At 64.0% G+C, this 14,270-nt stretch carries 8 protein-coding genes and 1 pseudogene; 7 read left to right on the top strand and 2 right to left on the bottom strand.

Translation table 11 applies throughout. The annotated features are described in order from the left end of the window. From LLG88_13085 to LLG88_13060, 6 genes are all read left to right on the top strand, one after another. Positions 1–1,313 (top strand): DUF2075 domain-containing protein (locus LLG88_13085; protein ID MCE5247840.1); only part of this gene is annotated, 1,313 nt, incomplete at its 5' end. Further along, positions 1,298–1,639 (top strand): nucleotide pyrophosphohydrolase, encoded by a 342-nt coding sequence (locus LLG88_13080; protein ID MCE5247839.1) that lies wholly within the window; start codon positions 1,298–1,300, stop codon positions 1,637–1,639. The genes LLG88_13085 and LLG88_13080, both read left to right, overlap by 16 nt. Before the next feature lie 222 nt (positions 1,640–1,861). Then, positions 1,862–2,686 carry a hypothetical protein gene (locus tag LLG88_13075; protein ID MCE5247838.1) on the top strand — a complete coding sequence of 275 codons (825 nt, stop codon included), beginning with the start codon at positions 1,862–1,864 and terminating at the stop codon, positions 2,684–2,686. Between the two features lie 717 nt (positions 2,687–3,403). Next, entirely contained in the window at positions 3,404–6,151 is a 2,748-nt protein-coding gene (locus LLG88_13070; protein ID MCE5247837.1) for an ATP-dependent helicase, read from the top strand. Positions 6,152–6,172: 21 nt separating this feature from the next. Beyond that, positions 6,173–8,959, top strand: coding sequence for a site-specific DNA-methyltransferase (locus LLG88_13065; GenBank protein MCE5247836.1), 2,787 nt, complete (start codon positions 6,173–6,175; stop codon positions 8,957–8,959). A gap of 12 nt (positions 8,960–8,971) precedes the next feature. Continuing rightward, positions 8,972–12,319: a DEAD/DEAH box helicase family protein gene (locus tag LLG88_13060; protein ID MCE5247835.1), complete on the top strand. Its 3,348-nt coding sequence runs from the start codon at positions 8,972–8,974 to the stop codon at positions 12,317–12,319. A gap of 26 nt (positions 12,320–12,345) precedes the next feature. Here the strand turns inward: LLG88_13060 and LLG88_13055 are convergent, their stop codons facing one another. Then, entirely contained in the window at positions 12,346–13,149 is an 804-nt protein-coding gene (locus LLG88_13055; GenBank protein MCE5247834.1) for a hypothetical protein, read from the bottom strand. Between LLG88_13055 and LLG88_13050 the strand changes: the two genes are divergently transcribed. Beyond that, entirely contained in the window at positions 13,054–13,302 is a 249-nt protein-coding gene (locus tag LLG88_13050) for an HNH endonuclease (GenBank protein ID MCE5247833.1), read from the top strand. The two genes, LLG88_13055 and LLG88_13050, sit on opposite strands and share 96 nt — an antisense overlap. Before the next feature lie 128 nt (positions 13,303–13,430). Here LLG88_13050 and LLG88_13045 read toward each other — a convergent pair. After that, a pseudogene (locus LLG88_13045) lies at positions 13,431–14,219 on the bottom strand (transposase). Positions 14,220–14,270: the final 51 nt, after the last annotated feature.

Raw genomic sequence — 14,270 nt, 5'->3', positions numbered from 1 at the left:
GCAAGGGCGAGGACGGCTACGTCATCGACTGCCTCGAGTCCGGCCGGCTGCGCCCCTCCAAGTCGCTGCAGGACGCGCTGGCCGGCATGCTCGCCGGCAACGAAGAGTTCGTGATGATCGACGACCAGAAGGTCGTCTTCGAGAACGCGCTCCAGTGCGCCCGCGAGGCGGCGGAGCGGAAAGAGAAGCAGGTCCTGATCGTGCGGGGCGGCCCGGGGACGGGCAAGTCGGTCGTCGCCGTCAACCTGCTCGTCCGGCTGACGTCGGCGGAAGGGATGGTCTGCCAGTACGTCTCCAAGAACAGCGCGCCGCGGCACGTCTACTCCACGCTGCTGCAGGGCAGCGACCACAGCCGCTCGTACATCGACAGCCTGTTCCGCGGCTCGGGCTCCTACTGCGACGTGCCGGAGAACTCCTTCGACGCCCTGATCGTGGACGAGGCGCACCGCCTCAACGAGAAGTCGGGGCTCTTCCAGAACCTCGGCGACAACCAGATCAAGGAACTGATCCGCGCGGCGCGCTTCAGCGCCTTCTTCATCGACGAGGCGCAGCGCGTCACGATCAAGGACATCGGCACGGCGGCCGCCATCCGGCGCTTCGCGCGGGAAGCCGGCGCGACGATCGTCGAGATGTCGCTGGAGTCCCAGTTCCGCTGCAACGGCTCGACGAGCTACCTCGACTGGCTCGACGACGTCCTCGGCGTCGAGCGGGCGGTGCGGCCGATCGAAGAGCTCGACTACGACTTCCGCGTCTTCAACGACCCGAACGAGATGTTCGCCGAGATCGTGAAGAGGAACGCGCCGCGCAACCGGTCCCGCGTCGTCGCCGGCTACTGCTGGGAGTGGCCGCAGAACGGCCGCGCCCGCCGGGACGTCCCCGACATCGCGCTCGACACCTACAAGTTCTACAAGAGCTGGAACCTCAACTCCACCGAGACGTGGGCGATCGACGACGACTCGGTGGAGCAGGTCGGCTGCGTCCACACCGCCCAGGGGCTGGAGTTCGACTACGTCGGCGTCATCGTCGGCGACGATCTCCGCTTCGAAGGCGGCGCGGTCCAGACCGACTTCACGAAGCGGGCGCGCACCGACCAGTCGCTGAAGGGGATCAAGGGGATCGCCAAGACGGACCCGGCGAAGGCGACCGAGCTGGCCGACCCCATCATCCGCAACACCTACCGCGTGCTGATGACCCGCGGCCTCAAGGGCTGCTACGTCTTCTGCACCGACCCGGCCTTGGCCGAGCACCTCCGGAGCAAGATGCCCCGCGCCGCGGCGCCGGAGGAAGAGGAAGCCCCGTGCTCGACGACCTGACGCGGCGCATCGTCGCCTTCCGCGACGCGCGCGACTGGAAGCGGTTCCACTCGCCGAAGAACCTCGCCGCCTCGATCAGCATCGAGGCCGGCGAGCTCTTGGAGCTGTTCCAATGGAGCAGCGACGCGACCGTCGCCGCCGACCTCGCCGCCCGCAAGCCCGACGTCGAGCGCGAACTCGCCGACGTCCTGATCTACTGCCTCCTCCTCGCCCACGACGCGGGCATCGACCCCGAAGAGGCGATCGCCCGCAAGCTCGAGGAGAACGCGGCCAAGTACCCCGCGGAGAAGGCTCGGGGAAGCCGGGCGAAGTACACGGAGCTGTGACCCGTGTTCGGACCAAAGAGCGTATGTGCGGCGCGCAGGGCAGGCGATCTCAGCCACGAGACCACGTGGGCGGTGCGATCAGAGACTGGAAGATGAGTGCGCATTCGCGCTGACGCAGAAGTCTGGGTGAGTGGCGCAGCCCACCGATGACGAACCCGGAGACGGTGTCCACGAAGCGCTTGCTGTGTCTTGTGTGCACAGCGCTTAGCAAGGGAGAGACGCATGGTCAGGGCAACACAAGCGCATGTCAAGCAGTTGCGTAGGGCGGTGCATAAGGACAACGCCCCGTGGAACGAGACGATCTGGAACTACGTTGCAGCGGTCATTCTCTGCGCCGCGCAAGACCGTGGCGAAGCACCGGCATGGTTCGAGAATCAGGGCCCACACGCTGCTGAGGACGGAAACACCGACGTGTGGTGCGAAGCAATCCCGATCGCACCCCGGTGTGGCGCGGCGGGCAGGACGGAAGGCAACAGCCACATCGATATCGCGTGGGGTGCGATCACGATACGCAATGGGACCAAGGCCGGTATTGCGTTTGACCCTGACGGTGGGGGAAGCGTTACGTTCGTCGAGGCGAAGCTTCTGTCTGACATTAGCACCGGCGTATCTCATGATCCTGTACGCAATCAGATGGCGAGGGTAATCGAGTCTCTTGCGTGCCTCCAAACCGACGATGGTCATGGGGCGCTTCCGGAGGACATCCGCTTCGCGCTGTTGACGCCGAAACGACTTCGTGACGAGTATCAGTTCGCGCGGCTATACGGCTATAAGTACGAAGCGTACATCGACACACGTGATGCCCTCATCGCGGATATCAACGCGTCTTGGTTCGAAAGGCGGAACACACGACGTTGGCACTACCCCGAAGGCGTCCCGGAAAGGCTGACGGGCATGGCGATGGACTGGTGGTCTTATGAGGAGATCCTCCAGTGCGACGAGGTATTTCGGACGTTTGGGGACGAACTGGATCTTCTCCAGTGGGCGGTGGGCGGAATGCCACCAGAGGCCCGAAATAGAGTAGAGCAACTAATTCAGGGGGAATGACTTCGCGACCCGGCGAAAGGCGACGGCGCTGTTCGGCCCGGCGTGACCAAAGGGGTCACGATGAGTAGGCACCTCTCATAGCGAAACATCGAGGTCGTGCCGGCAGTGTACGCCGGCAGCGCGAGCGACCGGCGGCTCTCGGGGACCGCATTCCGGAAAGCCTCGTGGGCGCTGGGCCTCACGGCGGCCCCGTGAGTGATCCCCGAGCAGATGAAGCCAGCCGGCATTGCCGCGATGCTCCAGCGCCGGCGAGAGAAAGCCCGGTGCCACGGCACGCTTCATCCCAAGAAGCGGGCAGGAGCTCCTCGTGCAGGACTTCCATGCCGGCGCTTCCGCAGCCAGCATGGATGGTGACCGTGGGCCTCGCACTGCCAACCGCCGTCCAGCGGGAAGAACGAACGGCTGCAGCCGACTTCGGAAGCGGCGACGATTTGCTTCTGCGAGTTGCGGACTATCGACGACGGCTCCTTGGTTGCTGCCGCTGTTGCTCATAGCGACAGTGGTTGCGTGCACTGCGCGTGTGCGCTGCCACTACGGACTGCCGCAGCTGGAGCCTGCTCTTCAGGCGGGAAACGTGAACCGCTGCGCTGGACACCGTCCGCCAGGTCGCGTAGAACATACTGACCGGCCAACGTCGACTCTCACAGAAGACGGGGCATCCCTAGGCCGACGAGGACGTGGATGACGAAGCGGTAGGAGCCGCCGCGAGGGGGGGCGTTGAATCTCACGAAGAGGCAGACGCAAGCAATCGCGTTCGGGGGGAGGAACCTCCAACTTATCGCGTGCGCCGGTTCCGGAAAAACGGAAGTCGTTGCTCGGCGCATAGTCCACCTAATTGATCCAACGGGCCCCCGACGGCTCTCACCCTCCAACATCGTCGCGTTCACCTTCACGGAGAAGGCCGCCGGCGAACTGAAGGAACGAACCTACAAGCGCGCCCACGAATCGCTCGGTGAGATCACCGGCATGGCCGAGATGTTCGTTGGTACGATTCACGGTTTCTGCCTCGAGCTGCTAAAAGGCGAGGTTCCGAAGTACCTCAAGTTCGAAATCCTGAACGAGGTTCAGCAGGGGCTTTTCATCGATCGGCATAGCAAGCAGAGCGGCCTGACGGCGTGCACCGACCTCAAGGGGGTGCCACTGCGCCGCTATGTCGACACGCACCGCTACATCACCGCGCTTTCCATCCTGCGCGAAGCCGACCTCGAGCCTAAGGACCTCGCCGGCTGTTCACTCGTCAAGGGCCTCGACAGCTACAAGAAGTTGCTGGAGTCGCGGAGCTACCTCGACTACTCGGCCATCCTCGAGCTGGCAGTCGAGGTGCTCACCAACGACCAAGATCTCCGCGCACGACTTGGCGACCGGGTGAAGTACGTCATTGTCGACGAATATCAGGACGTGAATCCGGTTCAGGAAGCTATCGTCTGGTCGCTACACGAACTCGGTGCCGAGATCTGCGTCGTCGGCGACGACGACCAGACCATCTACCAATGGCGCGGAAGCGACGTCGCTAACATTCTCAACTTCTCGCAACGCTATCCGGACGTCGAACAGATCCCGATCGAAGAGAACTTCCGCTCAAGCGACGGCATCGTCGGGACTGCCCGCCCCTTTATCGAGCAGAACGCCGCTCGGCTTCAGAAGGCGATGAAACCCACCGGCGCGCAGAAGTACGAGCTCGGTGACATGGTCGCCCTGTCTTTCGACAATCCAACCGCGGAGGCGAAGTACATAGCGGAGACCGCGAGGGCTCTCCGTGGGATCGCGGTCAACGAAGATGGCAAGCCCCGCGGTCTCTCCTGGTCCGACATGGCAGTTCTCCTTCGCAGCGTGAAGAAGAACGCGGAGCCGATCACGGACGCCTTGCGCGTCGCCGGCATCCCATTCGTCGTGACGGGAATGACGAGTCTCTTCCAGACCGCGGAGGCGGAGGCAGCTCGACAGCTCTTCTACTTCATTGGTGGCCGCGCGGTCGAAGAATCAGACGTCGAGGCCGCGTGGAACGCAGCGAACCTTGGCCTGGAGCCGGACGCGCTTCAGGCCGCAATCAAGAGCGCCGCAACCGCCAAGGCGGCGCTCGCCGATCCGGACCAGAAGCGATGGGGGCAGTACTCGATCCAACGCGTCTTTCTCAACTTCCTTGCGGAAGCCGGGGTCCGAGAGGGGCGGGTCCCGAGCGGCCGGGGAGAGGTTGTGTTCTACAACCTCGGCAAGTTCAGTCAGGCGATCTCAGACTTCGAGGCGATCCACTTCCACTCGAGACCCTTGGAGAAGTACGCGTCGTTCGCGGACTTCCTTGAGTACCGCGTTGAGGATGCATATCCGGAGGGCTGGCAGGACAACCAGTACGCCAACCCCGATGCGGTGCGGATCATGACCGTCCACCAGGCGAAAGGTATGCAGTGGCCGGTGGTATTCGTTCCTGCGCTCCTGAAGAACCGCTTTCCGGCAAAGAAGCCCGGCGGCCGCACCGTGTGGCACCTTCTGCCGAGCGCTGGCGTGAGAGGGCAGGCTCGCTTCGAGGGGACCATCGAAGACGAGCGGCGGCTGTTCTACGTTGCGATGACGCGCAGCCAGAAGTTCCTGCACTTCACGTGGGCACCGGTTCCGGGGAACCAGCAGGCTCAGAAGCGTTCGGAGTTCTGGGACAACATCCTCGCGTCGACCTACGTGAAGAGGAGGGTGCCGGACTACTCGAAGCGCGATCGGCTCCCGCCTCAGCCGCGTGCCGGCGTGGCGAACGTGGTCTTCTCGTTTTCGGACCTCAAGTACTTCTTTGAGTGCCCCTACCAGTTCAAGCTCCGCGTTCTCTACGGATTCAACGCGCCGATCCACGAGGCGCTCGGCTACGGGAAGTCACTCCACGACGCCCTCGCAGAAGTCCATGCACGCGCGATCCGTGGTGACGTCGCAGGCGTCGACGAGGTACGTGATCTCGTCACGACCCACCTGCATGCGCCATACGCGTACCCGGCGCTGCGTCAACAGCTCGAGGAGTCGGCGGAGCATGTCCTGCGCGACTATCTCCACGACAATGCAGATGAGTTCGACAAGATCGAGTTCTCGGAGAAGCAGATCGAGATCAATCTCGGCGGCGGCGTGAACGTCATCGGGCGGATCGACCTCGTCCGCCGCGTCGATACCGGCGAAACAACGATCGTCGACCTCAAGTCGAGCGATCGGGCGCAGGCAGAGGACGTCACCGAGACGCAGCTTCACGTCTACGCCCTAGGCTACCAGGACCTCACCGGACGGCGGCCCGACTACGTGGAGATCTACGAGCTTGATGAACGAAAGCGCAAGCCGCGCTCCGTCGATGATGACTTCGTCGAGGATGTCAAGGTCCGCACGCGCGCCGCGGCGGCCGCTCTTCGCAGCGGGGAGTTAGCGGCAGCGCCGTCAGGCAAGAAGTGCGCTACCTGTGATTACAAAGGCATGTGCAGCCGCGCGATGTCCGTGAAGTAGTCCGCCGCCGGGAGCGAAGCCGTGAATCTGAAGCGCCAGATACTCACTCAAATGTCGAGGGATCAGCTCAAGGTGGTCGTCGAGGCACTTGAGCTGGACGACGTCGACAAGCGCAGCGCCGAGGCAATGCGCGCAAAGCTCTCGCGAGCCCATCGGGCTACTTCCGAACTGCTCCTCCAGCAGCTCTCCGAGGCTGGGGTCAAGACCATCTGCGAGATCGCAGGCGTTTCGCAGGTGGGACGACGCGCCGCACTCATCGAACGCTTGCTCACGCGAGAAGAAAGGCCGCCGATGGACAAGGGCACCCGCAAGCCGAGAGGCGGGAAGACCGTTACCCGCTACACCTATGACGACATCAAGGAGCCGCGCACGCCCGAGACCGGGCACACGCCGCTGCTGCCGGCGGACGAACAGGTCGTCACGCTGCCGATGGACAACGGCTGGAGCAAAGCCGTCCACGTGGGCAAGCTCCCGGGCGACGACGAGCGGCCGGTGGTCGTGGATATGGATCCGGCGGCGGATCCGGTTCTCTTCTGGGCGGGCAAGCGCAACCGGCGCGAAGTACCGGTGCTGCCCCTCCAGCGTAACGAGATCGTCTCCGAGTCGCGCATCGCCCAGATCATCGAGCGGGCTCGGCGCGCGGCCGAGGAGAAGTCGGGCGCGGCGCGGCAGGGCCACCTCTTTGCCGACCTCGAAAAGAGCCTCCGCGAGGGCGACAGAAGCAAGCGTGTCGAGTTCTACACACACGAAGAGGGTTGGAAGAACAAGCTCATTTGCGGCGACTCCCTACACGTGATGGAGTCGCTGCTGCAATATGAGGGTCTGCGTGGCAAGGTGCAGATGATCTACATCGATCCGCCGTACGGCATCAAGTACGACTCGAACTTCCAGCAGCGGGTGGATTCAACGAAGAACGACGACAAGGACCAGGCCGACGATGTCCTCACGATCAAGGCGTTTCGGGATACGTGGGCTCTGGGTGTTCACTCGTGGATGTCTTATCTCGAGGAGCGCCTATATCTCTGTCGAGAATTGCTGCGCGACAGTGGCAGCGTGCTCGTGCAGATTGGCGACGAGCACGTGCACCGTGCGCGCGCGCTTATGGATGAGGTATTCGGGGCTTCCAACTTTGTAGCGCAGATCTCGTTCCGCACGAAGATTCCGCTGCGGAATACGCTGCTGGCCGGGATCTGCGACTACCTGCTCTGGTACGCCAAAGACAAAGCCAGAGTGCAGTATCAAAAGATATACACAGACCGCGGTGTCGGAGCTGGTACGCAGTTCACTCGCGTTGAACTACCGGACGGAAGTCGACGCGCGATGACTGATGAGGAGCGCGACGACCCGACCTTGTTGACGGAGGGCGCCAAGATCTACCGTCTGATCGATCTGAATTCGTCGGGCCTAACGCCATCGTGTGTCTTCAATGTTGAGTTCGATGGACGGACGTTCGCGCCGCGAACAGGACACAGCTGGAAGACCAATCCAGAAGGCATGAGGCGACTCATCGATCAGCGTCGACTCGAGGCGCCGGGCGATAGCCTTCAATACGTCTTCTACTTCGAGGATTTCCCGTACATGGAGGTTACGAACCTTTGGAGCGACACCCAAGGCGCCAGTGGAAAGCGCTACGCGGTCCAGACGTCAGACAAGGTCGTCGAGCGCTGCATCCACATGACGACGCGGCCTAGTGACCTTGTGCTGGACATCACGTGCGGCTCTGGGGTTACGGCGCTCTGCAGCGAGCGATGGGGAAGGCGCTGGATTACCTGCGACACGTCGCGCGTCGCCATCAATGTTGCTCGCAAGGCGGTCCTCTCGGCTGTATTTCCTCACTTCAGGACATGGGGGGCGGAACTAGCGAGCGGATTCGTTTACGAGTCGCCTGAGAAAGTGACGCTTGGGGCCGTCTCAAACGAGCGTGAAACAGGCGATCTTGTGTTGGTTGACAGACCTGAAATCGACGCCACCGCTTTGCGAGTAGCTGGCCCCTTCGAGGTCATGTCTCTCGGCCGCTACTCCGTCGAGGACTGGAAGGGCGTCGTCGTTTGCGAGCCGGGCATCGGAGAGGCGGCGAAGCTCGAAAACTACATCGAGGTGATCTGCCGCCTCTATCGCAAGGACGCTGCGATCCAAGGCGCCACGGGGCTAGTGCACGCGGTGGCTGAGACTGAGAAGGAGAAGATCGCGATCTCGGTCGGACCGCTGTCAGGTCGCGTGACCGCCAAACAGATCAGCGACGCCGTCCAGGACGCGCTCGCCTCGGGCATCCTCGAGGTGCACGTGCTCGGTTGGGCCTTCGAGGCGAACGTCGGCGAGGTGAAATCGGCGCTCGAGAAGCGCGGCAAGGTCAAGGTCGAGTTGATCATGATCCGCCCCGACACGCTCGCCGAGGGGCTCAAGGCTACGCAGCCGGAGATGCTCTTCTCGCCTCTCGCGTTGCCGGACGTCGAGATCGCGGCGCAGAAGAGCCCCGAGGAGGATCAGGTCCGCGTAACGCTCAACGGCGTGGCGCTGTTCGATCGCAAGCGCCGCACGACCGCGTACAAGTCGGCCGATTCGGGCTACGTCTCGGCCTGGTACCTCGACGAGGACTACGACGGCGACTGCTTCGTGGACTGCCAAGTGTTCTTCGACTTCACGAAGGTGCCGAACATCAAGGCGGCCCTGAAGGCCGAGGTGGACCCCGAGGAGTTCACGCTGAAACTCACCTCCGAGCCGTTCCCGGTGCGCGGTTACAAGCGGATCGCGGTGAAGGTTGTGGACGTCTACGGCAACGAGTCAGTCGTTGTGCGGGATCTGGACTGAGGAGCCGGCGCGATGGCCTACGTTGTCGATCGCGTCGTCATCTGCGACGCATTCCGGGAACCGGATCGGCATTACGAGCTTCTCACGGGGGGCCGGTCGAAGCTCGCGAGCGGACGGCGCCCCTCGATGAGGTTCCTCGCGTCCGCGAAGGACGCGAAGGGAGGCATTGGGGGGGTTGTAGGGAAAGAGGCAGGGCTCTTCGAGGATCTGCTTGCGAGCACCGAACAGCGGAACGATGTCGTGAACCACCTTCGCGAGAAAGTGCGCGAATGGCGCGAGGCCGGATACCCGGGTACGGCGATCGTGACGCGGCGCCTGCTGGAGTGGTGGTTCGAGCGCGACGAAGAACGGCGCGCAGTCGGGCGACGCTTCTTCTTCTGCCAGCAGGAGGCGGTAGAGACGGTCATCTACCTCTACGAGGTTCAGAACCGACGGCGGATGCCGGAGACCGGAGACCTGCTCCGCTATGCGCTGAAGCTGGCTACCGGCACGGGGAAGACCATCGTGATGGCACTCATTGTCACGTGGTCGACGCTGCACAAGCGCAAGGTCAGCGGGTCATCGTTGTCGGCGAACTTCCTCGTGCTCGTGCCGAACCTCACCGTGCGCGACCGCGTCAGCGGCCAGCCACGCGGCGATGGTCTCGACCCGTCAGGGGAACACAACCTCTACGACGCGTTCGAGACGGTGCCCCCCGAGTACAAGGATGAGTTCAGGCCGAACGTGCTCGTCCGCAACTGGCAGGGGATCCCGCTGGAGAACAAGCGGGAGGACTGGATCGGCGAACGAGACGTTCCTCTCGAAGCGGGGCGGTTCATTCCGCAGGCGGTCCTTCGAGCTATGCAGCGACGCGCTCGTCAGGATCCCAACGCACCCATCCGTCGGCTGCTCGGCGGGTGGCGAGACCTTCTCGTGATCAACGACGAGGCACACCATGTCTACGGCGAGAAGCGAGCTCGGTCGGGCGAAGATCCTGAGTACATCAAGTGGAGCAAGATTCTGGAGCGGCTTTCGAAGGCCGCACGGGTCAGCTTGGTTCTCGATCTCTCGGCAACACCCTGGTACGGGTCCGGATCGCCGAAGCCCGAGGGGACTCTCTTCGAGTGGCTGGTGTCGGACTTCTCGGTCTACGACGCGTTCGAGTCGGGCCTCGTGAAGGTCGTGCGTCTGCCGGACCCGACCGAGCAAGGTCATGTGTACCTAGACCTATGGGACCTAGTGAAGGGTGCGAAGACCAAGGAGGAATACCTCCGGTCGTGCAAGGGTGCCATCGCGAGCATCTACTCGTCGTGGAAAAAGGACTACGACGACTGGTCGTCGATGCTCTTGCCGGAGATGCGCGGGCCGAGTCCGGTACTTCTCTGCGTCGCTGACAACGCACAAAAAGCGTCATGGCTGTTCGAGCACCTGACGCGCGAGTACGACCTCCTCAGGAATCCCGACGATGATGATCGCAGGTGCTGGATGACGATCCCGATCGACTCGAAGGTCTTCGACGCCGACAAAGGGAACGAGGCCACGCTGCGCGAGATGGTGAACACTGTCGGCGCGAAGGGGAAGCCGGGGGAGCGCGTGCGCTGCATTGTCAGCGTGAACATGCTTTCTGAAGGCTGGGACGTGAAGAGCGTCACCCACATCCTGGGGTTGCGGGCGTTCGGATCACCACTTCTTACGGAGCAGATCATCGGTCGTGGCCTCCGGCGCACGAACTACGATATTCTCAACCAGCCGCTCGATGAGCGACCCGAAGGCGGCGAGGAGACGGTCGACGCGTTCGGGATCCCCTTCGTTGGGTTCCCCGTCGAAAAGCGCAAGAGAGCGAGAACGGGAAGGTGGGGCGAGAAACTCCACTGGATCGAGGCGGATCCAAAGAAGGTGGGGTATCGAGTCGCAGTCCCGAACGTCAGGTCATGGGCCGTCGGTGTCACGGAGTCCCTTGCGAACCGGCTGCGAGTCGAGGACCTGCCCGAGATCCGGATCAACCCCAAGGAAACGCCGCCCGACGTTCACGTCCGGCCGGTCGTCGGTGGAGCGCCCGAGGCGGTCATGACGCTCGAGGAAGTGCGGAAGGAGTGGCCTGTCTTGCGCACGGCGTTCCTCATGGCGGAGGAGCTTCACGCCGAGACGAATCCCGGCGCCGCGGCGGATCTCGGAATCGGCCCTACGTTCGACGAGCTGCTCGAGGTGTCACGTCGCTATCTCGACTCTCGCGTCGTGCCACTGGAATCAGGCGCACTCAAGGCTGACGTGCGCGACATCGGGATCTACTACTGGCGGCGTCAGGCGCTCGACGCCCTGGGCACGGCGATCCGGGGCGCGGGCTCGACCGGAGTGGAGGCGGTTCCGATACTCGGCAATCCGGAGTTTCTGGACACTGCGAACCTTCGCCGCTTCCAGTGGACCGGTATCGTCGCAAACGGCAATCGCTGCCACACGAACAAGGTTCCTTGCCATACGGACCTCGAGAAGCAGTTCGCAGAGTTCCTCGACAACGCGAAGGACGTCGTCCGGTACTTTAAGAACGAGCGCCTCGGTTTCTCTGTGACGTACTACGAGAGCAATCGACCGAGGCAGTACTTTCCGGACTTCATCATCGCGGCGCGAGATGCCGACGGGCGCGAGATGATGTGGCTGGCCGAAACGAAAGGCGAGATCAGGACGAACACGGCGCTGAAGAGCGAAGCGGCAAGCAGCTGGTGCGAGAAGATGAGCACGACGAAGTACGGTCAGTGGCGCTATCTATTTGTTCCGCAGAAGAAGTTCGAGTCTTCCATCGCCGCCAGTGTGGGGAGCCTAAAGGACCTAGCGGACGCGCTCATAGGCGTGCGGCCTGCGCCACAGCTCGCCCTCGTGTCGTGTGAGGACGAGCGGGTGAGGCGCGAGGCGTTCAAGTCCTTGCTGCCTCTCTTCAGCCTGAGGGCCGCGGCAGGGTACTTCGGTGCCGGTGAGTCGGTTGAACCGGAAGCGTGGATCGAAGTCGACGGCATCGGGAAGCTCGACGAGCGAATGTTCGTGTGCAGGGCGGTCGGCCGATCGATGGAGCCGATGATCCACGACGGGGACTTCGTTGTCTTTCGGGCGACACCCGCCGGCAGCCGGCAAGGCAAGATGGTACTCGCGCAGTACAGGGGACCGGCCGATCCAGAAACGGGAGGCTCGTTCACTGTGAAGCGATATGCCTCCAAGAAGACTGCTGACGAGGAGTCTGGCTGGCGGCACACCAGAGTTGTTCTCGAACCGCTGAACCGAAGTTACTCGCCGATCATACTGACGGGTGAGGACGCGGAGACCGTGACGATCATCGGTGAGCTCGTGACGGTGCTTCGGGGAGAGAACCGGCCAATCGAGCGTCATCGATGACCCCATGTGAGTTCGCGGCGCAAGCGTCAGCGGGCCTCCGGTCGGCTCTGCCGCCCTCCGGTCCGCTGAAGCGTGAAGAAGAACCCGCGACGCTTTGACTCTCGGTTTCGTTGGACCAGCGAATGGGGGGCAGGCCATTGCGCTACTTCACTCAGTACTGGAAGAACGAGACGTGGCGCGAGGAACAACGGGCCGAGAGCCGTCTCCTGACGAACATCGCCGGCGGCGCTCTCAAACGCGTCGCGCCCGGCGACGCCGTCTACATCATCACGAACATCGGCGGGGCTCTCTATCTCCTCGGCCGCATCAGGGCGGCGCGCGTTCTGCGGCAAAAGGAGGCCGAGGCGGATTTGCGACGCGGCCCACTGTGGCCGGCGGCCTGGCATGTGGAGTGCGAGCCGGAGGACGCAGAAATGATGAAGTTCGACCGGCGGATCCCCGCCGCGGTAACACGGCGACTCCGGTTCCGCCGCGGTGCGGAAGAGACTCCGGTTCTTCTGCGCGACGGCAAGGTCGATGGTCAAACGATGCGCGGCGTTCGCGAGCTCACCGTGGACTCGGCGAAGGCGCTGGATCGACTCCTCAAGGTCTCGTCGCGCCCGCGCCGCGGCCGTGGCGAAGACCGCGACGAGGACTACGAGGGCCAAGAAGGACGGGGGCGTTTGGTCAGGCACTACCGCCGCGAGCGAAATCCCAGACTTGTGGAAATCAAGAAAGCGAAGGCAGAGCGGCCCGTGCGCTGCTCGATCTGCGGGTTCAGCTTCGAAAGCGTTTACGGGAAGCTGGGCCGCGGCTTCATCGAGTGCCACCACGTCGTGCCCCTCGCTCAAAGCGCTGGTTCTCGAAAGACCTCCTTGGAGGACCTCGTCTTGGTCTGCTCGAACTGCCACCGGATGCTCCATCGCGACTTGTCCCAAGGCGGCAAGAGAACGCTGGCGACGCTCCGGTCCATCGTTGAACGGAATCGCAAACGAACGGAATAGAGGCCCGAAGATAGTCGCGTGGGCAGCCGAGCGCTGCGCCGCGATTGACAACAGACGTCGCCGCGCCCGGGAATCGGGTCGGCCGGAGCGCGGCGAGACAAGGGGTGGGCGGCCAGCACGCGTTCCGGCCTCTCCCGGTCGGGCGCGGTGAAGACGCCGCGGATCGCGCGGGCGACCTCGCGGCGCATCGGGGCCTGCGGCACGTAGGCGACGACGTTTCGCTGCAGAGGGAACTGGCGCCGCCGCCGAGCCACGCCCGGCAGCTCGGCGCGGCGCGCGGCCTTGAGGCCGGCGTGGTCGTCGCTCACCACGAGCCGCACGCCGATCAGGCCGCGGCCCGTGAGCGAGGCGAGGAGCTCCCGCCAGTGGACCTCCGCCTCGGAGAGCGAGACGCCGACCCGGAGCACGCGGCGGCGGTCGATCCCGACGCCGACGGCGACGAGCACGGCGCAGTCGATCACCGCACCGCCGCGGCGCACCTTCTCGGAGCGCGCGTCGAGGATCAGGTACGGCGTCTCGCCGATCGGCTGCGTCCGCCACGCCTCGAGCTCCTCGTCGAGCAGCCGCGCGGCGCGGGAGACCTGCGTCGAGCCGACCTACGTCCCGGACGGCGCCTCGACCGCCGCGACGCGGCGCGTCGAGACGTCCTGCACGGACATCTCGGCGATCGCCAGCTTGAGCGCGCGCTCGCTGCGCGCCCCGCGCTCCAGGGACCTCGGGTGGAACGGCTCCTCGACGTCGCGCACTTGCGGCACGGCCAGGCGCAGCGCGCCGGCGCGGGTGCGGATCTCGCGGGGCTTGAAGCCCTTCGCGCAGCCGCGCCGGGACTCGGTGCGCTCGTGGGGCGCGGCGCCGAGGAACTCGGCGCGCTCGAGCTTCATCGCCTCGTTCATCAGCGTCTCCAGCGCCCGGGCCATCCCGTCCAGGCCGTTGTCGATCAGGATCCGCAGGACGTCGCCTGCCGTCGT

The organism is bacterium (genome assembly GCA_021372775.1).
Taxonomy (GTDB): domain Bacteria; phylum Acidobacteriota; class Polarisedimenticolia; order J045; family J045; genus JAJFTU01.
This window is presented reverse-complemented; position numbering and strand designations above follow the sequence as displayed.

Excerpts from the sequence above, each read along its gene's own strand:
- LLG88_13075 (MCE5247838.1), top strand. The coding sequence starts at position 1,862 with ATGGTCAGGGCAACACAAGCGCATGTCAAGCAGTTGCGTAGGGCGGTG.
- LLG88_13060 (MCE5247835.1), top strand. The coding sequence starts at position 8,972 with ATGGCCTACGTTGTCGATCGCGTCGTCATCTGCGACGCATTCCGGGAA.